Origin of the sequence: Kitasatospora sp. NPDC088160, assembly GCF_044741445.1 — a bacterium.
Taxonomy (GTDB): Bacteria; Actinomycetota; Actinomycetes; order Streptomycetales; family Streptomycetaceae; genus Kitasatospora.
In genome coordinates this window covers 353,648-377,048 of sequence record NZ_JBIUSS010000004.1, presented here as the reverse complement: position 1 = coordinate 377,048, position 23,401 = coordinate 353,648, and the positions used below count along the sequence as shown (strand labels likewise).

General features: G+C 68.2%; 17 protein-coding genes, 1 pseudogene and 1 CRISPR repeat array. Of the genes and pseudogenes, 12 read left to right on the top strand and 6 right to left on the bottom strand.

Annotated elements, in window-relative coordinates; translation table 11 throughout:
* Nucleotides 1–24: 24 nt before the first annotated feature.
* Nucleotides 25–381: pseudogene (locus ACIOGZ_RS08700) on the bottom strand (transposase family protein); the annotation flags it as partial.
* 208 nt (nt 382–589) lie between these two features.
* Between ACIOGZ_RS08700 and ACIOGZ_RS08695 the strand changes: the two are divergent.
* Both ACIOGZ_RS08695 and ACIOGZ_RS08690 read left to right on the top strand, forming a co-directional pair.
* Nucleotides 590–907, top strand: coding sequence for a hypothetical protein (locus tag ACIOGZ_RS08695; protein ID WP_400985368.1), 318 nt, complete (start codon nt 590–592; stop codon nt 905–907).
* A gap of 132 nt (nt 908–1,039) precedes the next feature.
* Complete coding sequence (locus ACIOGZ_RS08690) at nt 1,040–1,675, top strand: hypothetical protein (RefSeq protein WP_400985366.1); 636 nt, start codon at nt 1,040–1,042, stop codon at nt 1,673–1,675.
* 64 nt (nt 1,676–1,739) lie between these two features.
* On the opposite strand, the gene ACIOGZ_RS08685 is transcribed toward ACIOGZ_RS08690, so the two are convergent.
* Nucleotides 1,740–8,888 (bottom strand): polymorphic toxin-type HINT domain-containing protein, encoded by a 7,149-nt coding sequence (locus tag ACIOGZ_RS08685; RefSeq protein WP_400985364.1) that lies wholly within the window; start codon nt 8,886–8,888, stop codon nt 1,740–1,742.
* A 610-nt stretch (nt 8,889–9,498) separates the two neighbouring features.
* Between ACIOGZ_RS08685 and ACIOGZ_RS08680 the strand changes: the two genes are divergently transcribed.
* Nucleotides 9,499–13,041: a ricin-type beta-trefoil lectin domain protein gene (locus ACIOGZ_RS08680; protein ID WP_400985363.1), complete on the top strand. Its 3,543-nt coding sequence runs from the start codon at nt 9,499–9,501 to the stop codon at nt 13,039–13,041.
* 369 nt (nt 13,042–13,410) lie between these two features.
* Here ACIOGZ_RS08680 and ACIOGZ_RS08675 read toward each other — a convergent pair whose 3' ends face one another.
* The gene (locus ACIOGZ_RS08675) at nt 13,411–13,917 is read right to left on the bottom strand and encodes a hypothetical protein (RefSeq protein ID WP_400985361.1); all 507 of its coding nucleotides are present in this window, start codon (nt 13,915–13,917) and stop codon (nt 13,411–13,413) included.
* A gap of 392 nt (nt 13,918–14,309) precedes the next feature.
* Nucleotides 14,310–15,252: a CRISPR direct-repeat array (repeat unit 28 nt; unit sequence GGTCAGCCCCTGCACGCCCGGGTCGGAC).
* A 344-nt stretch (nt 15,253–15,596) separates the two neighbouring features.
* Between ACIOGZ_RS08675 and ACIOGZ_RS08670 the strand changes: the two genes are divergently transcribed.
* From ACIOGZ_RS08670 to ACIOGZ_RS08660, 3 genes are all read left to right on the top strand, one after another.
* The gene (locus ACIOGZ_RS08670; RefSeq protein WP_400985359.1) at nt 15,597–16,082 is read left to right on the top strand and encodes an NUDIX domain-containing protein; all 486 of its coding nucleotides are present in this window, start codon (nt 15,597–15,599) and stop codon (nt 16,080–16,082) included.
* A 761-nt stretch (nt 16,083–16,843) separates the two neighbouring features.
* Entirely contained in the window at nt 16,844–18,019 is a 1,176-nt protein-coding gene (locus ACIOGZ_RS08665) for a macrolide family glycosyltransferase (RefSeq protein ID WP_400985357.1), read from the top strand.
* A 97-nt stretch (nt 18,020–18,116) separates the two neighbouring features.
* Nucleotides 18,117–18,764, top strand: a complete 648-nt coding sequence (locus ACIOGZ_RS08660) for a M15 family metallopeptidase (protein ID WP_400985356.1) — start codon at nt 18,117–18,119, stop codon at nt 18,762–18,764.
* Nucleotides 18,765–18,890: 126 nt separating this feature from the next.
* Here ACIOGZ_RS08660 and ACIOGZ_RS08655 read toward each other — a convergent pair whose 3' ends face one another.
* Together ACIOGZ_RS08655 and ACIOGZ_RS08650 are read right to left on the bottom strand one after the other, a co-directional pair.
* Nucleotides 18,891–19,217 (bottom strand): antibiotic biosynthesis monooxygenase, encoded by a 327-nt coding sequence (locus ACIOGZ_RS08655; protein WP_363580788.1) that lies wholly within the window; start codon nt 19,215–19,217, stop codon nt 18,891–18,893.
* 401 nt (nt 19,218–19,618) lie between these two features.
* Complete coding sequence (locus ACIOGZ_RS08650; protein WP_400985354.1) at nt 19,619–20,374, bottom strand: helix-turn-helix domain-containing protein; 756 nt, start codon at nt 20,372–20,374, stop codon at nt 19,619–19,621.
* Between the two features lie 157 nt (nt 20,375–20,531).
* On the opposite strand from ACIOGZ_RS08650, the gene ACIOGZ_RS08645 reads away from it, so the two are divergent.
* From ACIOGZ_RS08645 to ACIOGZ_RS08625, 5 genes are all read left to right on the top strand, one after another.
* Entirely contained in the window at nt 20,532–20,723 is a 192-nt protein-coding gene (locus ACIOGZ_RS08645) for a hypothetical protein (RefSeq protein WP_363580784.1), read from the top strand.
* A 19-nt stretch (nt 20,724–20,742) separates the two neighbouring features.
* Complete coding sequence (locus ACIOGZ_RS08640; RefSeq protein ID WP_363580782.1) at nt 20,743–20,883, top strand: hypothetical protein; 141 nt, start codon at nt 20,743–20,745, stop codon at nt 20,881–20,883.
* 176 nt (nt 20,884–21,059) lie between these two features.
* Entirely contained in the window at nt 21,060–21,266 is a 207-nt protein-coding gene (locus ACIOGZ_RS08635) for a hypothetical protein (RefSeq protein WP_363580780.1), read from the top strand.
* 58 nt (nt 21,267–21,324) lie between these two features.
* Nucleotides 21,325–21,534: a DUF397 domain-containing protein gene (locus tag ACIOGZ_RS08630; RefSeq protein ID WP_400805518.1), complete on the top strand. Its 210-nt coding sequence runs from the start codon at nt 21,325–21,327 to the stop codon at nt 21,532–21,534.
* A 563-nt stretch (nt 21,535–22,097) separates the two neighbouring features.
* Nucleotides 22,098–22,286, top strand: a complete 189-nt coding sequence (locus ACIOGZ_RS08625) for a hypothetical protein (RefSeq protein WP_400985353.1) — start codon at nt 22,098–22,100, stop codon at nt 22,284–22,286.
* An 83-nt stretch (nt 22,287–22,369) separates the two neighbouring features.
* Here the strand turns inward: ACIOGZ_RS08625 and ACIOGZ_RS08620 are convergent, their stop codons facing one another.
* Nucleotides 22,370–22,780, bottom strand: a complete 411-nt coding sequence (locus ACIOGZ_RS08620) for a cupin domain-containing protein (protein WP_400805516.1) — start codon at nt 22,778–22,780, stop codon at nt 22,370–22,372.
* A gap of 78 nt (nt 22,781–22,858) precedes the next feature.
* Between ACIOGZ_RS08620 and ACIOGZ_RS08615 the strand changes: the two genes are divergently transcribed.
* Entirely contained in the window at nt 22,859–23,356 is a 498-nt protein-coding gene (locus ACIOGZ_RS08615) for a MarR family winged helix-turn-helix transcriptional regulator (RefSeq protein ID WP_400985351.1), read from the top strand.
* Nucleotides 23,357–23,401: the final 45 nt, after the last annotated feature.

Here is a 23,401-nt window from a genome sequence, read left to right as displayed (position 1 = left end):
ATGGTCATTGATAGGGGCGCCATGTTGCTCGGCGACGGCGTGGTCACGGGTGGGCACGAGCGTGCCGTCCACGACGAGTACGGGGCCCTCGCGGAACCGCTGCCGCTGCTTAAGCGCGAGCAGCGGCCCATGTGATCGACGATCCGATCGGCCGCTGACTTCGAGACGTTGAACAGCGGGGCGAGCTTCCGGAGCGTCAGGTTAGTGCGCGAGTAGGCAGCCACCAGCAGGACCCGGCCCTCCAATGGCAGCGACCACGGACGGCCCGGGCGGTTCCTGTCCGTGCCTTCCCGGCGCAATGTCGTGATCAGCTTGCGGAACGCGCGCGGACTCAGGCCGGGTGAACGGGGTTATCCAGGACGGCTCCGACGTCGTGATCACGCCAGCCGCGGCGAGATCGTCTCATCTTGATCACCCGTCCTGGCGATCCTCAGCCTTCGGCGGTGGCACATCTCGGCAGCCCGGACGGTTTCGGCATGAGAGCCTCACGATCACGGCCACTGAAACCGAGGTAGGTGAGCTTTTGCACCAGCGCGGCTGGCGGACGGCGTTCACGGTCGCTGAAAGGGTGAGCACGTGGGCTGCCCGGGTGAGTGTCATTGAGCGCGGCTATGGCGACGGCATCTGCGAGTACACCAACGACCTCTACTGTCGGAACTGGCTCCACGATGCGTGGCTCCTGCTGGACGACTGCGTTGTTCAGCTCTGGACGCCACAGATCAAAGCCCTGGGCGACTGGTACAGGGCCGCGACCGTTGACGACGACGGCCAAGCACTCGACCAGTTTCACAAACTGCCCGGCCCCGACCTGTGGTGGTGGCGGCGACACCCCCGCAGCCTCACCGGAGAACTCGGGCGATCACTCGGTTCGGCCGGCGCCATCGGCACCGACCCGGACACCACATGACCCTCAGCCTGGCGAGGTTACGAGGGCGGCGCCGTGATTGGCGTGTCGTGAAGGGGCGTTGCGGTGATTGAGCTACTGGTCTGATTCATCACCCCAAGGATCCCCGGGCGATTCCCGTGGGAGGATAGTCCTGTGATCGATCCTGCAGACATTGACTTGGCTGACTTCCTTGCTGCTTGCTATGGCCCGCCGAGCAGGAGCGCGGTAGGACTTCCTGACTCCTGCGACTGGCTCCCCGCTCCTCTAAGGGAATGGCACGTTCTCGCCTCGCGTTGGGAGAAGCGCATAAATTTCATGACAAAAATGATCGCGCCTGAGCGGATCCGTCTCGCCGGGGACGGCAATGCCGTTTTCATGATCGACAGTACCGGCGACTGGCGCTGGTGCTTCGATCCGGCCAACCCGGACAGTGTGTTTGAGGCCGGGCTTCACGAGCCATGGGAGAAGATGCCGGAGCGGATGTCGCAGTTCCTTGTGCATGCCACGATAAGGGAAGCTGTCTATGGTGCGACCTTTGGGACGCATGCGCTATCTGTGACTGAAGATGTTTTGCGCGAAATTCTTGCCCCCATGAGGGAAGTCGGATTTGGCGAGTGGAATTGGCCGGAGCCGGGCTACCGAATTTTTATGGGGGAAGGTTTTGTTGCGATGGTGGCCAAGTCGGTCCCTGGTCAGCCAGGATGGGATGTGGAGGTAGGTGCTTTTGAATCCTCCACACTGTCGGGGCTTGAAGATATTCCAGGGGTTGATTGGCGGAGGAATTCTTAGAGTCGCCCTATAGATGGCAGGCCGGACCCGCGTTAGGCGGGTCCGGCCGTGTGTTTTTCTGGCCCTAGCGCGCGTTACCCTTGTATTTCGACTCTCGGCTGACGGTTCCGTCTTCTCGTCTGAAAATAACCGTCAATTCAGAATTTTCTGGAAGCATGTCCCTCAGGCTTGTGTCGCAAGCCCAGCAGACCTCTCGTTCAGTTTCCTTGTTCCAGAAATGAATGTATAGGGTTGCATTTTTAATGCTCAAATCTTGCCGCATAAGCGACGCAACCTGCGCCTCTAGGTGGTGCCTGTAGCCCCGCTTGGTTCCGGGGGCAAAGTTACCATCCACCTCCGGGTGGATGTTGTCGAGGCCGGACGAAAGCGGAGTTTCATACCACCCGCGCCCCTCCACATACATTGCGCCAGTTGCGCCTCCGGGCTTCGGAAAGTGGCCAGCTGCCCGTTCGGCTAGTGCCAGCCCCGTCTCGTCCTTGCACACATTGTGCACGAGAACCGATATGGCGCCCGCGACCACGTAGTACGTGTGGAGGTCCGCGACGGTGAGGTTGTACATGGCCTGCTGGCCGGTGATCTCGTGGACGGCCCTGACGGTGGCGTCCTGCCCGTTTTCTGTTTTGAGGGTGTGGCCGGGCTGGAGGTCAGCCGCAGGGATCCACATCTGAGCGGTGGTGTCCCAGAAGGGGTGCTCGGAGGTGGTGTGTATGGTCTCTTCGCCGTCGTCCGACCGGATGGTGACGTCGATGAGGTCGGTGTCGTCGTGCTTCCACGTGGCGGTGACGGTGTGGCCGTTGTCTTCACCGGTCTGTGGGTCGGCCGCCTGGACTTGGTCACCCGGTTTGATGTCGATGATGTCCCGGGTGCTGCCGTCGGCCATGAGGACCTGCGTCGACGCCGCGAAGCTGCACGCGCCGGCCTTCGGCCGGATCTTCGAAGCGATCTTGCTGATGAGTTTCTTCACCACGCCGGGGTGCTTAGCGACTACTTCCGCACCGTGAACTGCCGTCTCGGCCGCGAGGCCGCCCGGGGTGATGATGGGCAGGGGCGGGCCCATGGTGTCGACCCACCACACGCCCCACTGGTACGCCTTGCTTTGCGTCTGCGGTCCGTCGAGGGGGCCAGCGACTTCCGAGATGATGGTGGTGAGGTTGAGCGGGGAGTTCGGGTTTTCCCGCTGGTTCTTGAAGTTGTCTGCTGTCTTGTCGTCGCCAAGGAGTCGCGCGGCGCCCTCGGCCAACTTGTTGTATTGCTTGACGGTTTCGTGCCAGGCGCCGCTTGCCGCCTGCTTGGCCTTGTTGACGGCGTCGTCGCAGGACTTGCAGTCGATGCCGAGGAACAGTCCGCTGGGGTCGCTGGCGTTGATGGGGTCGTTGTTGCTGTAGGCGTAGCCGTTCCACTGCTGGGGATTGGCCGGGTCGAGGATGGGGTCGGGGTTGATGAAGCGTCCGCGGACGGGGTCGTATTGGCGGGCGCCGAGGTTGGTGAGTCCGGTGGTGTCGTCTTTGGTGCCGCCGACGAAGCCCTTGCTGCCAGCCCACTGGCCGGCATCGGGCTGGGTGCCGCGGGGGTTGCCGAAGGGGTCGGTGGGCCGGCGGGTGACAGTCTGGTTGGCGTCGGTTCCGATCTGGACGCCGTTGGTGTTGTGTGGGTCGGCGGCCTGGATGACGACGTTGCCGCCGCCGATGGCCGAGGTGACCCTGGTGTAGGTGAGGTTCCCTCCTGCGGCGATGGAGCGGACGTTGGTCAGGGTACCGGTGGCGGCGTCGAGGGTGAGCTCGTCGGTGGGCAGGTTGAGGGTGGTCTTGCCGGGGTTGCGGCGGATCAGCTGGTTGCCGTCCGCGTCGTAGAGGTAGCTGGTGGTTCCGGCTGCCCCGGTCGAACTGAGGGACGCCAGTTTGCTTTCACTGTTCCAGGCGAGCGTTGTGGTGCCGCTGGTGTCGGTGATGGCGGTGGTGTTCCCTGCGGCGTCGTACTGGTAGCTGACGGCCTTGGTGCCTGCCTGCCCGCTGGTGGTGGAGCTGAGCAGGGCGTGGGGCCCTCCGGTTCCGCTTCCGGTGTTGGGGGAGTTGGTGGGGGTGTTGCGGCTCTTGGCCGCTCCGAAGGTCTGGGTGGTGGTGGTGTCGTTGAGGCTGTTGCCGGTGATGTCGTGCTGGACGAGGCCGGTGCGGTTACCGGTCGCATCGTAGGTGTAGGTGTTCCAGTAGGGTGCCGGTCCGCCGACGGTCCGTCCGCCGGGGTTGACGGTGGCCGGGCCGTTCGCGTTGTTGCATCCGCCGACACCGGGCACGGTGGTGGAGCTGCCGGTGCCGTGGACGGCGCCTGAGGAGTCGGTCCAGTCGGCGGTGGTGGAGGTGCCCGCGGTGTCGGTCCAGGCGCCCGTCAGCCGGCCCAGGTGGTCATAGGTGAAGCACTGGGTGTCGGTTGCGGACGCGTCCTGGATGTCGGTGACCGAGGTGATCCGGCCGGACGGATTGTAGGTGTAGCTGGTCTGGTTGGCGGAGACGGTTCCGACCTGGCGGTCGAGGAAGTTGTTGATGACCCGTCCGGTGGCCCAGTCGTACTGCTGGGTGGAGACGACCTGTGTGCCGTAGTCGCCGACCGTCGTCCGCACGGGGCGTGCGAGGGCGTCGTAGTCGACCTGCGCGACGATGGCCTGGTCGAGGCTGGCGGATCCGTAGAGCAGGCCGGTGATGGTCCGGGCGTAGGTGATCGATTCGGCTGGGAGTCCGCCGGCTGCGGGGATTTCGGTCCCGGTGGCAGTGCCGAGGACCGGGCTGTAGGTGTTGGTGGTGGTGTAGGTGCCGGCGAGTGCCCCTTCGACGGACGGGATGGTGATGGAGGTGCCGAGCGGCCGGTAGGCGGTGTCGTAGCCGGTCACGGCGGTGGTGTAGGCGGCGCCTCCGCTGCCGCCGACGTAGCGGGTGGAGGCGGTGGGCTGGCCCTTGGCGAGGGTGTCGTAGGTCCATGCCGCCAGCTGGTTCGCGGGCGCCACGGTGCCGTTGAACGTGCCGGTCTTGCGGCCGAGCAGGTCGTAGGTATAGGCGAGCGTGTTTCCCTTGGCGTCGATGGTGTGGTCGACCAGCGAGTTGACGTCATAGAAAACCTGGGTGGCACCGGTGTCCGGGGTGGACACTGAGTTCTGCCGTCCACGCAGGTCGTAGGAGTTGGTCCAGGTGTTGCCGCTGCTGTCGGTGCGGGTGGCAGGCTGACCTGTCGGCGTGTAGGCGTAAGTGGTGACGTCGGCGTCGGCACTGTTGCCCGTCGCGGTTGGTGTGCGGTACTGCCAGACGGCGGTGGCGCGCCCCCGGGCGTCGGTCACGGTCGAGGTCGGCGTGCCGCCGCTCGGCGGGGTGGTGTCGACCCGGTCCGCACCGGGGTAGGCGGTGGTAGTGGCCCACTGGAGGTTGCCGTAGGAGCGGAACTCCGCCCGTGCCACACGCCCGTTGCCGTCGTAGGTGTTCCAGGTCTGGCCTGGGATCTGGCCGTCACCCACCGGGACGAAGACCGATTCGGTGGGGAAGGAGCTCTTCTCGTAGTACGGTGCCGAGGTCTTGATGACCCAGCCGTGCGTGTCGTAGACGGTATCGGTGATGAGGCGCCCGGTCGGCCGGGCGTCGCTGGTGCGCTGGCTCTGACGCGGGCGGCCTAGGCCGTCGTAGACGTCGATATTCACCGTGTACGTGGCCGCGTCGTCATTGAGCGACTCGGTTTTGACCGTGGACGGCCCTGCGGTGCCCCTGAGCGAGTAGGTGAATTGTTTGCTCGGGAGCTTGTCGGTCGGGCGGTCCGGTGCCCAGACGGCAGTGAGCCGGCCGACGGCGTCGTACTGAGCGGTGATGACGCGGCCGTTGGCGTCGGTGCTGGTCAGCGCCGATTCGCGGGCCGGGTCCAGCGTGGTGGTGGTGGTCCAGTCGGCGCCCATGGGTCCGGTGGTCTGCATCTGGGTCGGCAGGGCACCGGTGGCCGGGGTGAATGTGCTCCTGGTCACCGTGGGGGTGACCGACGGGCCGCTCAGCTGCGCGCCAGCGTTGTTGTAGGTGGAGCCGTCGGTGGTCGCCGTTGTCAGGCTCCGACCGTAGGCGTCGAACGTCGCGCTGCCGGCGTGGGCGTAGACGGCGTTGCCTGCCTGGTCGAAGCGGTCGAGGACCTGGTTGCTCGTCGGGTCGCCGGCCGCGCCAGCTTTCCCGAAGGGCTTGCCGTCGTAGAGCGTGCGGCCGCTGGACAGGGTGTTGGCCGGGGTGGCTTTTCCTGTGCAGGATCCCTGGAAGGCGGTCTTCTCCGAGACGAGCGTGAGCAGCTGCGGGTTGTCGCTGGCCGCGTAGCTGGTGACGGCGCAGGTTTCCGGGGTGGCGGCGGTGCCGTCGCCCTTGTCGTCGACCTTGACGACACGGTTGCCGTTGGCCGGTTCCGTGGTCGCGACCACCGTTGTGGTGCGCCAGCTGCCGTCGGCGAGCTTGGCCTTGGTGATCGCGGTGGTCTCGGAGTCAGGACGCCAGGCGTAGACCTTCGGCGCGCCCGCACTCTGGGCGTGGGTCGCGGAGACCGTCTGCCCGTTGTAGGTGCTGCCGGACACCGCTGTGACCGTGCCGCCGGCCTGGTCGTAGACCTCGGTGGCGACGACGCGGCCGGACAGCTGGGCGCTGTCGGTGACGGTGCCGCCGAGCGGGCTGGGGACCTGGACGCTGCGTTGGGTCGTGCCGTTGGCGAGGTAGTCGTCGTTCATGCCCCGCAGGTAGGTGACCTTCTGCTGGGTCTTGGGGGCCTCGCTGGAGTTACCGCTTCCGGTGGTGGTGGTCACCGACTGGTAGCCGCGGAAGTTGTCCCAGGTGCGGGTCTTGGGGTCGGTGAACTCGGCGTCGTTGCGGTGCCAGGCCGCGCCGCCGTTGTAGGTGTACTCGGTGGTCTTGCCGATGTTGGGGGTGCTGACGAGGTCCTGCTCGACGATGGTTTTGACGAGGGGCTTGTCGAACCAGTCGTTGACCGGGTCCTTGGAGGACCAGAAGTCCGGGTACCACTTGACGGGTATGCAGGCCATCGTGTTGCTGTCCTCGGAGGACGGCATGTGCTTGTTGACCCGGGAGCACTCGGGTTCGTTGTAGATGACGTCGATGCTGCCGCCCATCTCGGTCGTGATGTTCTGGATGCGCGGGCGCATGAACATCGGCGAGGCGGGGACGAGGCCGTCGACGCGGTTGGCCCGCATCTGGTACTGGAACCGGACTGGCGGCAGGTCCTTGATCTCGGCCTGTCCGTTGCTCGGGACACGCTGGATCGAGTCGAGCTGCAGGAGGCGCTTGGTGCCGTCCTTGGGGTCGGCGAGCTCCTGGCTGAGGTTCCAGGTGTCGACGGTGCGGTAGGCGGAGTTGACCAGGACCTGGGTGCTGATCGTGGTCAGGCGCTTGGTGGTGAAGAACGTCGGTGCGGAGTTGACACAGCTGGTGTCGGTGCAGATCTGGTCGACCGGCGTATCCGGCCACGCGTTGGTGTTGGAAGCACGCTTGCCCTCGGAGCAGTCGTTCGTGGCGTCGGGCATGCAGCGTTCGGCGGTGGTGAAGAGGACCTTCGCCGCCGGTTTGGTGCTTCCCTTGGCGGCCTTCTGCTCGTCCAGGCGCTGGCCGTAGGCGATCTCCTTGAGGTAGCCAGCCCGCTGGTAGTCGGCGAGGGTGCCGTTGCCGCCGCTCTGGACGCGGCCGCGCTTGTACTTGTTGGCCTCGGCCGCGTACTTGTACGTGGTCAGGTTTCCGTGCGGGTCGACCACGTAGTCGAGCTGCCAGCGCCAGGCCATCTGGCACCATGAGTTCTTCCCGCTACCGGAGTTGTAGCAGGGGTCGCCGCTGTTCGGCGAGTACACCGGCACCGTGAGGACGGAGTTCGCGGCCGGATCCGAGCCGTCGCCACCGGGCAGGTGGTTGAGGCCGAAGTAGTACTGGACACCGTCGGACGTGGTGATCCGCCAGTACTCCATACCCTGGTAGTCGACATCGCCCGCGGCCTTCGAAGCCCCGGTGAGCTGCTCGACCTTGGAGCCGTCGTCGCCCTCCAGATGCCAGGTGCCGGTGGCGTCGTCGCGCACGATCTTGCCCGAATGGCCGCCGAGGGAAATCGTGGCGTTCTGCCCGCCCCAGCACTCGTCGCCCGAGCCCGTGATGCCGGCCTTGTCGCAACTGCGGTAGGAGCGTTCGACGAAGCCGGGCTCGTAGCCCCAGCCGTCACCGATCCACGAGGGCTGGGCGTTGGTCGAGGAGGTCTTGCCGTCCACGTCCGCCGAGTTGTAGCCCAGCGACACGGTCGGAGCCGCACCGCCGAGCGCGGGCGGAACCTGGATCGGGTAGCCGTACGTGAAGCTGCCCGTGTTGGACCCGGCGGACCAGGCCGACGACGGTGACAGGGACGTCGCGGTGTAATTGCCCATGGCACCGGAGGGAGACGGCGCCGCGGCGAGCACCACCGAACCGCCGCTTCCACTCGTGTCGGCGGCGGCCACCGACTGCGCGAGCGCCCCCGTCGTGCTGAACGAGGCCTTCACGGCTCCGTTCTGCCCCTGCTGGGGAGCTGCCCTGGGGGGCAGCGTGACATCGGCGGTGATCTTGCCCTGCCCGTCGGCCTTCGCCTCAACCGGCGCCTGGGTGCGACACTCGGGCAGGTCCGGCGTGGTCAGCGCGCAGGCCGGCAGAGCGACGAGGTGGGCCCGGTCGGACCACCCGGCCGCCTGCAGCGCCTTCAGGTCCAGGGTGACGCTCGCGACACGGCCTTCGCCGCTGGCGGGCGCTTCGGCGTCGCTCAGGGCGACGAGCGGGCCGGTGACGCCGGCCGCCTTGCCCGTGTCCGGTCCGGTCACCTGAACCGTGACCGTGTGCGCGCTTTCGCCTGTGCCGGTGCCGGGGGCGACCTGGACGGCCAGTGCTCCTGCCTTCGCGCCGGTCGCGCCCCCGGAGGCGGGCGATGCGCCGCCGGTGGCGGCGCGCGCGGCCTGCGCCTCAGGGCTGTCGGCCCCCAGTGCCACGGTCGCGGTGCCGGTCACCAGCGGCGCCGTCGGCTCAGGCTTCCAGACGGGAACCTTGGCAGAGGGCTTGGACGCCGTCGGCTTGACGTCCTGCCCCGCGACCGAGACGGTCGAGTCACCCAGCGGTGTGTGCGGGGGCGTCCAGATCTTCCCCTTCGGCGCGGGGTAGGTCCACGCCACAGCGGGCGGCGCGGTTATCCCGGTCATTGTCAGGGCGACCATCGCCGCCACAGCAGGCGACCGCCACCGGTTGCCTGGTGGTCTTCCAGCCCGTTTCCGGGCAGGCCAAAGCATCGTCACATCTCCTCATAATTATCGACATGGCATCAAATTGGCATAGCAGGGCCATGATCGATGTGACGATATGTGAAGCCTTGGACACTGGGATGGCCGTCCAGCGTCGTGCATGAGATGTTTATGAAGTCTTGATCTCACAATCTGGCGCGAAATCAGACATGTCGGCACAAGTCGGTGGTGGGTTTGACGTATACGCAGGTCAGGCCACATCGTTCCCATCCGAACGCAGACACACGGCAGTGTCTGCCGACCGGGAGGGACTCACCGAAGATCCATGTCCACCACGTCACGGACAATCACGAGCACGCCACCGCCACTGCCACTGCCACTGCCGATACGCAAACGCGCCACTCGCCTGACCGCGCTCGGAACCGGTTGCATTCTGAGCCTCGGTCTGCTCGCTGCGCCGAGCGCCCTGGCCGCCGAGCCCGCCGCCACACCCACCCACGGCCCGGTCGGCGGGTGGGCCCCACTTGTTCCGCCTACACCCGCCCCGCCTCGTACACCTCTGCAGCAGGCGGTGCTGGACTCCGTCGCCAAGGCCAAGTCCACGGGCAAGCCGGTCGTCATCGACGCTCTGACCGACGTGGCGTCGAAGACCGTCGCCAACCCGGACGGCAAGCTGACAACCACTGACAATGCCCAACCGGTCCGCGTGAAGCGGGACAACGGCTGGGCCGACCTCGACTCCACCCTCCGCCAGAACTCCGACGGCACCGTAAGCCCCGCCGTCGCGAGCACGCCGCTGACGCTGTCCGGTGGCGGAAACGGCCCGATGGCCACTGTTACGACCGCCGACGGAAAGCAACTGTCCGTCGGCGCACCGTTCGCGCTGCCCAAGCCCGCTCTGGACAAGGACACGGCTACCTACGCGAACGTGCTTCCCGGCGTCGACCTCCAGCTGACCGCACTGCCCATCGGCGGCTGGCGCGACGTGATCGTGGTCCGCACGCCCGAGGCCGCCGTCAACCCCGCACTGAAGACCCTGCGCTTTCCGATCACCGCCAAGGGCCTGACGGTCACCTCCGACGACCAGGGCCGCATCGACGTCAAGGACAACAAGGGCGACCTGCGTTTCCGCTCGCCCTCACCCCTGCAGTGGGATTCCTCCACGCCCGCGGCGGCCCCCGCTGCCGCATCCAAGGCCGTGAAGTCCGCCTTGAGGACGGCAGCTGCGCCCGCAGCAGACCCAGCACCCGCAACCGGCATTCGCTCGTCGGCTGAGGTGCCGGGCGACGGGGCGAACGTGGCCGCGATCTCCACCAAGGTCACCTCCTCGGCCATCGAACTGACGCCGAACCAGGACGCGCTCGGCTCCGGCACCGGCCCGTGGTACCTCGATCCGTCGCTCGTGGCGACGAGCTCGGTCCAGGGAGCCGTGGAGGTCCAGGAGAACCACAAGACGGCGGAGAACTTCAACAAGAAGAGCAACCTGGCCACCGGCTACTGCGGCTACCACAGCAGCGACCCGAGCCTGGACTGCGGTGACCTTGGCCGCCAGCGCGCCTACTTCCAATTCGGCATCAACCCGGCGCTCTACACCAAGCCCGGCGGCGCCGAGAGCCCGCCGACCATCTTCAACTCCACCCTCAACTTCCAGGTCACCGGCGCCTCCAGCCCCAGCACCAACACCCCGCTCGTGGTGTACTCGGCTCCCAAGCCCATCCACGAGCACACCAGCTGGAACGACCAGCCCTGCGGGGACAGCAAGACCGTCGTCATGGAGAACTGCCCGACGGTCAACGGCCAGTGGATCACCGGCACCGGCCCGCTGGCCGTCGACGTCACCGACATGATGAAGCAGGCGATCGCCGGCCAGTGGCCCTGGTGGACCGCCGCCATCGCCCCGATGAACAACGAGTACGACAAGAGTTTCCGGCACTACATCGCCAACAACCCGTACATCACCACCACCTACGACATCACCCCGACCGTCTGGTACCCGCGCACCAGCCCCGCCCCCGGCTTCGCCTGGAACAACAGCACCGCCGAGTGCACCACCGGCGGCGCCCACCCCTGGGACAACCCCGGCTGGATCGGCAGCAACCAGAACATCTACCTGACCGCCAACAGCTACTCCCCTGCCGGCCAGTCCCTGTACACCAGCTACCGCATGTGGGACGACAACGACGGCAACTTCTCCTTCACCGACGGACGGTGGGGCCGCAGCTACAACGACCCCGCCGAGTCCGTCACGCCCGGTTCGCTCAGCGACGGCCACCAGTACGGCTGGTACGCCCAGTCCGGTGACGGCACTCTCAGCTCACCCGAAAGCGCCTGGTGCTACTTCCGCGTCGACCGGACCAACCCGCGCGTCAGTATCAGCTCCACCGACTTCCCGCCGTCCGGCACCCCGAACCCCACCCCGGCCAAGTACATGAACGACTGGGGCAGGTTCGCGATCAACGCGGAGGACCCGGCCCCGGGCGCGGGTCTGCAGGCCTCGGGCGTCGCCTGCGTGCGGGTGAGCACCGACCCGACCCCGGTCGTCGGCTGGAAGTGCGGCCAGAGCGGCACGCTCTCGCCGGGACAGCCCTACGACTACCAGCCGCGTCAGTGGGGCACCAACACCCTCTACGCGTGGGCCATGGACAACGCCGGCAACTACAGCCAGCCGGCCCTCTACAACTTCTACGTGCCCTGGAAGCCCGGTACCCAGCCGCTGTTCGGTGACGTCACCAACGACCAGCAGCCGGACATCGTCCTCGCCGACAAGAACGGCGACCTGCGGATCATCGGCGGCACCGCCGACCCGACGAACTCCCTGGTCGCGCCCGCCGCCGCGGCACCCGGCAACCTCAAGTACGGGGCCACCTGGGCCGACTACCAGATCAGCCACCACGGCGCCCTCACCGCCGGACTGCCCGTCGACCAGCTCGTCGTCCACTACACGGGCGCCGCGGCCGAGCTCAAGAAGATCCTCTACGTCATCCCCAACGACGGCACCGGACGCTTCGACCAGAGCCAACCCCTGGCGCCCAGCCGCCCCACCACCTGCAAGGTCTACGGCACCACCACGCCGTGCGACGGATACAACAGCGGTGACTGGAGCAACGTCTCCCAGGTGATCGCGTTCGGCACACCCAAGGGCGAGGCCGTCGGCCCCAAGGCGGGCGACCCGACGAAGACGGTCTTCACCACTCAGACGTCCATCATGACGCTGGAGAACAACAACCTCTACGTCTTCAACCCCGTCGGCAACCTCCTCAGCAGCACCACCCTCATCCCCACCCTCTCCGGCAGCTGGAACGACCTCGAACTTATCAACCCCGGCGCCGCCAACGGGCCCACGACCAACCCCGCCACCAAGGCGACCACGAACCAGACCACGCTCTGGGCACGCAACCGCCTTAGCGGCGACATCTACGCCTACCCCCTCGGCTTCAACGCCGACGGCACCGTCGACTACTCCGCCCTCACCAAGCCCGACGCCGGCACTCCCATCCTGACCGGCGCCAACTGGACCGCCGCAGCCCAGCCGAAGATAGGCGCCGCGGACCTCAACAACGACGGCTACCCCGACCTCTGGGCCATCAACAACAGCAACGCCATCACCGTGTTCCCCGGCAAGAGCAGCACCGGTGCCAAGAACAAGGTCGACGGCTTCGACAACTGGCAGTTCCTCGGCTACGCCGACGCCAGCGTCTCCGTCCACCCCAACGCCGTGAACTGGCAGTGCATGGATGCCGAAGGCGGTCCCCGAGACGGCGCCGAAGTTGCCATCTACAGCTGCTGGCAGACCGCCAACCAGCGGTTCAGCTTCGCCACGGACGGCACCATCCGCGCCGGCAGCTGGTGCCTGTCCACCAAGGACAACGCACTCGGCAACGGCACCCGTGTCATCCTCACCACCTGTACCGGCAACACCGGCCAGAAGTGGAGCATGCGCCCCGACGGCCGCATCTACCTGCCGGCAACCGTCGACCCCGCCAACAACCCCGGCGGCCAGTGCCTCGAACTTCCCGGCTGGGCCACCGACCAGGGCACCCGCCTCGGCATCTGGACCTGCCCCGGCGTGCAGGCCAACCAGCAGTGGACCCTGCAACCCGAACGTACCCCGTAACGCGTCAACCATCACCAAGGTGAGCTGACGTAGCAACCGCAGGGCGAGGGGACCGGCCATTCCGGGTCCCTCGCCCTGCTTGCATGTACCGGTATCGAGCGCCCTCCGGACGGAAAGCAGTCGTGCGAGGCAAGGGCGGCAGAGCCCCGGCGGTGAGGCTTGCGACACCACCGCCGGGGCGCTTATAACCAGGCCTTCCAACTGTTCGGTCGGGAGCGAGCCGGGCCTCGAACACCATCGCCTTCGACTGCATGACCGCTATGCAGGCTGTCGTCGACAGACCGCAGCAACCGACGCCTGTCGGGAGCGGGACGGCGGTTAGGCCACTAACAATTATGAGTATAAAATATAAGCGCTAGATTTGTTCAACTAGTAGACAGGATAAGTAAGTTGCCATCCATGGCCATCGAGGCGGGAGGGCGTCGGTATCGGCACCTGTAGCTCAAGTACGTCACCGGCATCGACCTCAGCCGACACTGTGCCGTCGCTCTCCACGGCCGCTGCAGGCGCCTCATTGACGAGACCACCCGCCACGCCACCGTCGAACTCAACGAGTTCCCACACGCCCTCGCCTGGTACCTGTGCGGCGTCACCGCCGGCCCCTACCGCTGGGCCGACAACCCCCACCTCGCCCTCGAAGCAGCCCCCGGCCACACCCAAGACCTCACCGTCCAGGACCTCACCGTCCACCTTGACGGCGTCCGCCCCATCCCCTTCACCGACGCCGACATCCCCGCCGACGACCCCCACGCCGACGACCCGCTCTTCCGCACCTGCCGCAACTGGCAGTTCGCCCACTACCTCCGGGCATGCGGCGTCCCCCATGTCCACGGCGACCGGCCCCGCATCACCACCCTGCGGCCCGGCAACGGCCAAGGTGAACTCCTCCCGAAGCCGCCCCGTATCGTCGCCGCCACGGACAAGGAGACTGGCGCCCCCGGTAGCGGGCACGCTCGGTCGAACGGAGAGCCCCAGGAGCAGTCCGGGCCCGTCCCGCATCAGCTGCGACTCGGCGCAGTAGAGCTAGCGCAGGACGTACCGGGTCGTGCGGTTCGGGGCGACCGGCTGCGGGCCCTGGAAGGCCACGGCCAGGGCGGCGGCGAAGCTCCGGAGAAGTCCGGGAAGAAGAGGGCCACGAAGGGGGCTGAGGGCGGCAAGGGCAAGAGCGGCAAGTAGCGGGCGAACCTGCGGGTACCATCACCCCGGGAGAAGGGGTCAGCACTTCGGCGCAGGCCTCCTTTTCGCGTGCTGCCGGAGGAAGTTGGGCCAGTCAGCCCCTGCGCGCCCGGGTCGGACCCGTCTCTTATGCTCCAGACGGCCTTGACGACTGGTCAGCCCCTGCGCACCCGGGTCGGACTCGGTACCCGTGATAGCGCGCACGATCGCTCCCGGTCAGCCCCTGCACGCCCGGGTCGGACATCTTGTGCTGGGGGTTCAGCTCGACCGCGAGCGGTCAGCCCCTGCACGCCCGGGTCGGACGCCGGTGGTCGTCCCCGAGCGGGCCGTCCCCGAGGTCAGCCCCTGCACGCCCGGGTCGGACGCCGGTGGTCGTCCCCGAGCGGGCCGTCCCCGAGGTCAGCCCCTGCACGCCCGGGTCGGACGCGCTCGACGAGGCGCTGGCCCTGCCCACCGACGGTCAGCCCCTGCACGCCCGGGTCGGACCGGCCGTCCTCGTGCAGCTCCCGGAACAGCTCCGGTCAGCCCCTGCACGCCCGGGTCGGACACCCTGCCGTGCCTGGTCCGGCTGCCGGTCGGCGGTCAGCCCCTGCACACCCGGGTCGGACACCTGGACCCCGCCGACCTCGCCGCCCCGCAGCGGTCAGCCCCTGCACGCCCGGGTCGGACTCCCCGGCGACGGTGTCCAGGGCTGCCAGCACCGGTCAGCCCCTGCACGCCCGGGTCGGACGGCATCTACGAGGACGGCGCCGACATGGCGGCCGGTCAGCCCCTGCACGCCCGGGTCGGACGTGCCGAGCTTGTACTCGACGTGGAAGACCGCCGGTCAGCCCCTGCACGCCCGGGTCGGACACTCGCCCATATGCCCACCTCCCATCCCAGCGAGGTCAGCCCCTGCACGCCCGGGTCGGACCGCGACCCCGCCTGCGGCCAGGCGGTGGTCGACGGTCAGCCCCTGCACGCCCGGGTCGGACTCGAGTCCGCCGGCCAGGGTCAGCAGGGTGGACGGTCAGCCCCTGCACGCCCGGGTCGGACCCTTCATGAACTGGGGTTCTGCGTGGGCTTTGCGCATTCTTTGCCCTCTGTGGAGTTGTGGTCCGAGCGCGGTTGGGTGGGGGGCTGCCGGGGGATTACTCCCGCCGAGGTGACCCGTCGCCTGGTGGCGGTGGGCCTTCCCGCGTCAGCGCGGCCAACACCGGACGGGACTTCCCGGCGCGCTCCCGGTAGTACTGGATGCGCCGGCCTACGGGCAGAGCGGGATCCACAGCCATGCCATCAGCGTAGGGCCGCCGGGTCGATCAAGGCAGCCGGAGAACGGAATTGGGCACGCCTCGGATGCAGCCCCCTGGGGATTCCGTCACGGCGACTACAGTCTCGCCGTGACCGACTCCCCGCACGAAGCCCTGGCCCAGCCGCGCACCGCAGCCGGTGTGCTGTTCTTCGACGAGGAGAACCGCATCCTCCTCGTGAAGCCGACCTACAAGCCTGGTTGGGAAATCCCAGGCGGCTACCTGCACGCGGGCGAGACCCCGAGCGAGGGCGCGGCCCGGGAGGTCGCGGAAGAGCTCGGCATCACCCCGCCCGTCGGCCGTCTGCTCGTCGCCGACTGGGCACCCCACCCCGCCGAGGGCGACAAGCTCCTCTTCGTCTTCGACGGAGGGATTCTCCCGGCCGCCGAACTCGACCGCATCACCGTCGACCAGGTCGAGATCGGCGAGCACTCCTTTCACCACGTCGACCAACTCGACGCGCTCCTCATCCCCCGGCTCGCCCGCCGAGTCCACGCCGCATACGCCGCCCGAACACAGGGCGAGACCGCCTACCTTGAGCACGGCGCGCCGCACGCGCAGCCAGGGATCCTCTGACGGCACCCCCAGCAACCACTGGATGCGAGTAGGAGTGTCGTGCGTGCCGACCTGCGGCACCGAGCCGTCGCGACTCCATACAGCAAGCTCGCCGTCCGCCCCGAAGTAACCACGCCGGTCGTGGCCATCGACGAGTGGCCATGACTGGCTCGGTCATCGTTCGAGGCCCGGCTCGCACAAAGGCAGGAAGTGGATGACCGGTTCCTCATACGGATGAGCCGCGCGCACCGCTCGCAGCACAGCCTCAGCCCGCTCGGCATCGCAAACGGATTCGACCCTGCTCTCCTCGCCCGGCTCGTATCGCCCACTTCACCGTCGTAGGGCCGAGAACCAGGCAAGGGCTTCCATGTCCCCGTGACCCGCCAGAGGCTGGCGCACCGGGCGTAGTCGCCCACCCGCCCCGCGCCGGCCGCCTGGAGAGCATCGATCACCTTCTCGACATGACTCTCCGGGACAGATATCTCGATCTCCAAACGCGCCATGCCCGGACCCTGACAACCAGTGCCGGCCAACACTTTCGCAACAGGCCCTGGATCCCGAGATCCAGCCGTCCTGCGAGACGGCGGCTCCGCGCCGCGTCGTCACGCGCCGTCCGCGAGGTCGCGCAGCGTCTGCCGCCGGACCCACCAATCTTCGGCCGAACCGTATCCCCCGTCACAGCGGCGATGGAAAACGTTACGTACTGTGCTGACAGGCGAGTTGACGTCAAGTCAGCCAGCCGAACGCAGGACACCTAACGACATACGAGGAGAGGGCCTGACATGTCCCGACCAGCACACATCGCCATGGTGAACATCCCGGCGCACGGCCACGTCAACCCCAGCCTGGAGGTGATGCGGGAGCTGGTCGCCCGCGGCCACCGGGTCAGCTATGTCAACGACCCGTCGTTCGCCGGGCAGATCGAATCCACCGGCGCCCGACTCGTGCCCCACGACACGACCCTGCCGATCGCCAAGGGCGGGGTCGACCCCAACATCGGGGCCGGTGTGCACACCATGATCTTCGAGGAGGCGCAGGCGATGCTGCCGCGACTGCGCGAGGCCTTCCACGACGACCGGCCCGACCTCGTCCTGTACGACTTCATGGCGTACGCGGGCCGGGCGCTGGCCGACGGCTGGGGCGTGCCGTCCATGCTGATCTCGCGGTCCATGATCATCCGGGAGGACTCCCACCTGGCGCGCTTCGAGATGGCACGGGAGGCCTTGGAGGCGGAGAAGATCCCGGAGCGGTTCGCGCAGTGGCTCGCCGACAACGGCGTGCCGGCGGGCGAACCGTTCGGGTACATGCTGCGCCCGGATCGCGGGCTGGCGCTCATCCCGCGGGTGCTCCAGCCCGAGATCGAGCTGGTCGATCCCCAGATCTTCTCCTTCGCCGGGCCCTGCCTCGGCGCCCGCGAGCACCAGGGCGGTTGGACCCGTCCGGAGGGGGCGCAGAAGGTGCTGCTGGTCTCGCTCGGCTCCACCTTCACCCACCAGCCCGACTTCTACCGCGCGTGCCTGGAGGCCTTCGGCGACCTGCCCGACTGGCACGTCGTGCTCCAGGTCGGCCAGGCAACCGACCCGGCCGAACTGGGTACGATCCCGGCCAACATCGAAGTGCACCAGTGGGTGCCGCAGTTCGCCGTGCTCCAGCAGGCCGACGCGTTCGTGACCCACGCCGGAATGGGCGGGTGCAGCGAGGGCCTGTACTGCGGGCTGCCGATGGTCGCGGTACCGCAGGCCGCCGACCAGTTCGACAACGCGGACCGGCTGGTCGAACTCGGCGTCGCCCGCCGGCTGGACACCCCCCAGGCCACCCCGGAGGCGCTGCGCTCCGCCGTACTGGAGCTGACCGGCGACCCGGCGGTGACCGCCCGGCTGGCCGAGCTCAGCCGCGAGGTCCGCGCCGGCGGCAGCGCGGCCAGGGCCGCCGACCTGGTCGAGGCCGCCCTCGTCTGACCACCCGTCCGCCACCGCCCCGACCCCCGGGGCGGCGGCGGACGCCGCACCTGCCGTCGGGCCCACACCGCCGCTCCCTCCTCCCCAGGAGACCCTGTTGACCGAGATCATCCTCATGTCCGACCCGCAGGTGGCCGCCGTCCCCGTCCAGGACTGCGGCGACCGCCTCCTGGACGTACGCGAGCACGAACTCCTGCTGGACGACCGCAAGCACGACGACACCGGGGCGTTCGCCCACCTGCGGTCCCGCGTGCTCGACCGGCTCCTCGACGCCCAATCGCACCTCCCGGACGGCCTGCGGCTGCTCTTCGTCGAGGGCTACCGCCCGCCGGCCCTCCAGCGCCGCTACTTCGACGACTACGCCGCCGAGTTGCGCGCCGCACACCCCAACTGGCCGGCCGCGCAGCTCCGCTCGGCCGCGAGCCGCTACGTCTCCCCGCCCGAGATCGCACCACACAGCGCCGGCGCCGCCGTCGACCTCACCCTGGCCGACGCCGACGGCCACGAACTCGACCTCGGCACCCGGGTCAACGCCACCCCGGAGGAAAGCGCCGGCGCCTGCTACACCGACGCCGCCGACCTCTCCCCCGGAGCCCGCACCAACCGGCAACTCCTCAGCCACACCCTCACCCGCGCCGGCCTCGTCAACTACCCCACCGAGTGGTGGCACTGGTCCTACGGCGACCGCTACTGGGCCCTCACAACAGGCACACGATCCGCCCTCTACGGCCCCGAACACCTATAACCCTCACGCGCGGCTGCCCTCCCACGCCCGCCGCAAGCTCCGCCCGACCCGCCGACGACAGGACGGGCCACCCAGAGCGCCCCGGGGCTCGGAAGCCCCGGGGCGCGTCGGTCACTCGGTGAGGCGTCAGGCCTTGGGGCCGGCGGACTGGACGACCTCGAAGGACCAGAGGGTGGAGCCGGAGGCGGCGGGGCGCTTGGGGGCCTCGCCCTCCGGGGCGGCGGGGCGGTGGGCGGCCTGCATGGGGCCCTCCATCCACGCCTTGAAGTCCTCCTCGCTGCGCCAGCGGGTGTAGACGAGGTACTGGTCGGTGCCCTCGACGGGGCGGAGGAGCTCGAACCACTCGAAGCCGTCCGAGTTCTCCACCGCGCCGGCGCGGGAGGCGAAGCGCTGCTCCAGGACCTCCCGCTGCTCGGCGGGAACCGTCAGTACGTTGATCTTGACGACGGACATGCCGCTCCTTCTGCTCCGCCGGGGCCGCGGGTGCGGCCACCGGTCCGGTGACTGTCTGCGGTCAGCAGTCTCCTACACCTCACACCGTACGGGTCGGGCGATCCGGGGCCTGTCGATCGTGACGCCCTGCGGCAACTTGCCCGAAGTGCAGGCGGAGAAGGTGCGCGCAAGCCTGGTTGGAGAACCCGAAATCCAACCGAATGGGGCACAGCCATGGGTATCGGCGACAAGTTCCGGGACAAGGCCGAGCAGTTGGAGGAGGAGGCGAAGTCGCGCCTCGGCAGCAAGGCTGGGCGTTACGGCTGTCCCCAGCGCTCCTGAGAAGAGTCCCCGCACCGTCCCATCCCTTATCGGGTGAGGTCAGATGCGAGCACTCTTCCCCGTCTGCACTGTGAGGCGGGCTACGCCTCCGGCGGCACGCTGTAGCGGCTCAGGACGTCGTCCGCCGTGGACTTGTCCAGCAGGCGCAGTTCCCACGGCCCGGAGTTGACGTCGAAGTCCTTGCCGAAGCCAACCCACTTGCCGGCCATGCGGCGGCCGGTCGGGTCGACCAGCAACTGAATGGCGCCGTGGTACCTGGCCCCCTGGTAGTAGCCGTCCTGCGCGGTCTGTTCCACCCAGGAACCCGTCACGACGTTCCGATCAACAGTGAGATCGAATGACAGTGGCGAGTCAGGGTTGGACGACGCACCGGGCAGGGATCGCCCCGTGATCCGGTTCCCGCTCTGGGACAGCACGACGTGATGCAGGCCGGTGAACGTGTTCTCCCGACTGCTGCTGTAGAACTCGTAGTGGCTGACCCATACCCCCGAGTAGTCCTCACCGGTAGGAGTGGGCGCGGCCTGCACGGGCACGCCCGGTTCATCACTGGTCACGTCGTGCCCTCCCGTACCGTCCACGCTGACCCTTGGCGGCAACTGTGGCGAGTCGAAGCCGAGGCGGTCAACGGGAATCTTGGTGACAGCTTCAAGGGCTCGAACGTACACCGGGCGGGGATACCGCACCTCTCCCGACTCCCAGCGCTGAACAAGGCGCTTGCTGGCGTCGTTCGGCTCCCCTTGGTCGTCCCCGACCGCCCGCAGCCGCTTCGCGAACTCGTCCTGACTGAGACGGAGCCCGAGGCGTACGGCCCGAAGGGTCTCATTCGGCGTAGTCATGGCTAGACGATAGGCCCAAACGTCGCCCAACGACGCCGAAGTGACGTCTTGCCACGACTCCGGAGTGACGCCCTCACGCCGTCGCAATGGCTCACAAGGTCGGGGCACGATCAGCCTGCTGACAGTCGGAGGACCACGGAATCGGAGTCGGAGAGCGGTGACGATGACACGCGAGGACCACGAGGCCGATCGACACAGGCGACCGCCCGGCAAGGGCGCCAGCCCGGCCTTGATCGCCGCTTGCCGCGCCGACTACCGCGAGGCCAAGGCGGACGACGACCGGCGTCCCCCGGACCCCTTCAAGTACGCCCCGCTGGGGTGGGAGGACGTGACCAGTGGCGCCGCCTGACAGCCGGCCGAGGTGCGCCGTGTGCGCGTCCTTCGACAAGATCGACCACGCGTTCGCGGAGTCGCCCCAGCTTCCGGATCAGTCGGTGCTGCGCGAGATCGAACTTCGCCGCCTGGCGCACGAACTCATCTGCAAGGCGGTGGCGCGTGTCGCTTCGTGAGATCGCTCGGCGGAGACCGGACACGCCCGCCCCAAACGCTGATCAGTGCCCCGGCTGCCAGTACTTCGACTTCGCGCAAGCGCAGTACCCGGCCGAGGATTTCCCCACGATCGCGCGGAACTTGGCGCGTAGGCGGGCGCAGCACATCGCGGACGGCGAATGCCCGGTAGTGCACGATGCCGACGAGTGAGCCGGAGTACCTGCCGCCGGACTGGACGAGTTTCCTGGGCGGACCAGTGCCGTACCCGGTTGACCAAGGCGACCAGGACAGCGCCGAGGAGGACGCCTTGCCGCCCTTGGGGCCCGTCCCCGACTCGCCGACCATGGCCCGCCTCAGGATCGCGACGGCGATCGCCAACGCCCGCTCCCGCTGGGGGATTTGAGACTCCCACTCCAAGAGGGTGGGGACCGCAAGGGAAGATCGAGAGAGAGGACAGTGCAATGACCGCCCGTCCCGAATTCGAGTTCGTCACCATCGCGGCGTGCCAGAACACGGTGCGCAAGGCGTGCCCGCAGGTGGCCACCAACATCCCCGGCGTCGTCGCCTTGCGCGACAGCGAGCGGCCCGGTGAGGTGGTCACCATGACCCGTGAGGCGTGGGCGGAGTTCACCTACGCCGTCAAGTGCGGGGAGTTCGACCTGAGCGCGTAGGAGAGTAGTGGACTGTCCGCTGTGTGATCAGCCCGTCGCGTTCGACCCGGAGACAGGCCAAGGCTTCTGCTTCCGGTGCGACCAGTGGGTGACCGTCTACCCGGATCGACCGGATCCGTACCGGTACACGCCCAAGAATCGGCCCTACCGGCCGAGAAGGCACGACCCGAACGACCACCCGGGTAGCAACGGTGGGCAGTCCACGCCCGCATGACCCCGAAAACAGCCCCGTCCATGCATCGTCCCCCGTGACGCATGGGCGGAGCTTCGCCGTTCGGCGACAGTTCCCTCGACGGCCGTGCAGCTTATGTGAGTGGCTTGACACATTCGTTGATCTTGACGACGGACATGCCGCTCCTTCTGCTCCGCCGGGGCCGCGGGTGCGGCCGCCGGTCCGGTGACTGTCTGCGGTCAGCAGTCTCCTACACCTCACACCGTGCGGGTCGGGCGATCCGGGGTCTGTCGATCGTGACGCTCTGCGGCAACTTGCCCGAAGTGCAGGCGGAGAAGGTGCGTGCAAGCCTGGTTGGAGAACCCGAAATCCAACCGAATGGGGCACAGCCATGGGTATCGGCGACAAGTTCCGGGACAAGGCCGAGCAGTTGGAGGAGGAGGCGAAGTCGCGCCTCGGCAGCAAGCCCCCGAAGGGGGACGACGCCCAGCAGAAGGCCGCCCAGACCCAGCAGCAGGGCCAACAGCAGGGTCAGCAGAACCTGGACGACCTCCAGGACGACATCGACGACCAGAAGTAGCGGCGAGGACCGGGCGGGGACGGTCAGGGGTAGGCCCTCGACCGTCCCCGCACCCGTGCCCGGACCGCCGGACCGCCTCGCGGTCAGGCGATCCACGGCGGGAGGAGGCGCTCGGCGTCGCGGGGGGCGAGGCCGCAGGCGCCTTCGGGGGTGACGGCGTCGGGGTTGTAGGCGTGGGCGGGGGACGGGCCGGCGACGATGGCGGTGAAGCCGTCGGCGGTGGTGATCTGGCGGGCGAGGTCGGCGGGGAGGACGAGGGTGTCGCCGGCGGTGAGGGGCACCGGGCCGTCGGGGAGGGTGACGGTGGCGGTGCCGGTGAGCAGCGTCCAGATCTGTTCGACGTCCATGGCGTGCAGCGGGCCGCTCTTTCCGGCCGTCATGTCGACCTGCCACAGGGCGAGGGCGGTTGAGCCCTGGGTGGGTGAGGCGTAGGTGGTCATGACGGCGTTCGGCGTCTCGGTGCGACGGGCGTCGGTGTGGCGGATCACGGGCATGGCGAGGGAACCCCCTAGGATGGTCAATGGCGTTGTCTATATGGTCAATGAGGTTGTCTACCTATGTCAAGCGAGCCCGTGAGCACACCCACCAGCGCACCCACGAGCGAACCCGCCCCGCCCGGCTTCGAGTTGCCGCTGCGCCTGCTGCTCGCCTTCCGGACGATCATCGACGAGCTGCACGAGCGCATCGCCCGCGAGGGCCACCCCGACCTGCGGCCCATGCACGGCTTCGTCTTCCAGGCGATCGGACCGCACGGCACCACCGCCGTCGAACTCGGCCGCCGACTCGGCGTCTCCAAGCAGGCCGCCGGCAAGACCATCGAGAACCTGGAGCAGCTCGGCTACGTCGAGCGCGGCGGCGACCCGGCCGACGCCCGCCGCAAGGTGGTCCGGCTGACCGCCCGCGGGGTGGACTGCCTGGTCCGGTCGGCCCGGATCTTCGACGAGCTGCGCGCCGAGTGGTCCGCCACCCTAGGCGAGGAGCGCCTGCGCGAGGTGGAGACGGCCCTGCGCCTGCTCGCCCCCGGCGACCCGTTCCGCCTCGACACCCCTCGCTGGTTCGGGAGTCCGTGAGGGAGGATCAGGAGCGACACGAACCAGGGGCAAGCGGAGGGAGAA

Excerpts from the sequence above, each read along its gene's own strand:
- ACIOGZ_RS08685 (WP_400985364.1), bottom strand. The coding sequence starts at position 8,888 with ATGACCGGGATAACCGCGCCGCCCGCTGTGGCGTGGACCTACCCCGCG.
- ACIOGZ_RS08665 (WP_400985357.1), top strand. The coding sequence starts at position 16,844 with ATGTCCCGACCAGCACACATCGCCATGGTGAACATCCCGGCGCACGGC.
- ACIOGZ_RS08655 (WP_363580788.1), bottom strand. The coding sequence starts at position 19,217 with ATGTCCGTCGTCAAGATCAACGTACTGACGGTTCCCGCCGAGCAGCGG.
- ACIOGZ_RS08650 (WP_400985354.1), bottom strand. The coding sequence starts at position 20,374 with ATGACTACGCCGAATGAGACCCTTCGGGCCGTACGCCTCGGGCTCCGT.
- ACIOGZ_RS08635 (WP_363580780.1), top strand. The coding sequence starts at position 21,060 with ATGCCGACGAGTGAGCCGGAGTACCTGCCGCCGGACTGGACGAGTTTC.
- ACIOGZ_RS08630 (WP_400805518.1), top strand. The coding sequence starts at position 21,325 with ATGACCGCCCGTCCCGAATTCGAGTTCGTCACCATCGCGGCGTGCCAG.
- ACIOGZ_RS08625 (WP_400985353.1), top strand. The coding sequence starts at position 22,098 with ATGGGTATCGGCGACAAGTTCCGGGACAAGGCCGAGCAGTTGGAGGAG.
- ACIOGZ_RS08620 (WP_400805516.1), bottom strand. The coding sequence starts at position 22,780 with ATGCCCGTGATCCGCCACACCGACGCCCGTCGCACCGAGACGCCGAAC.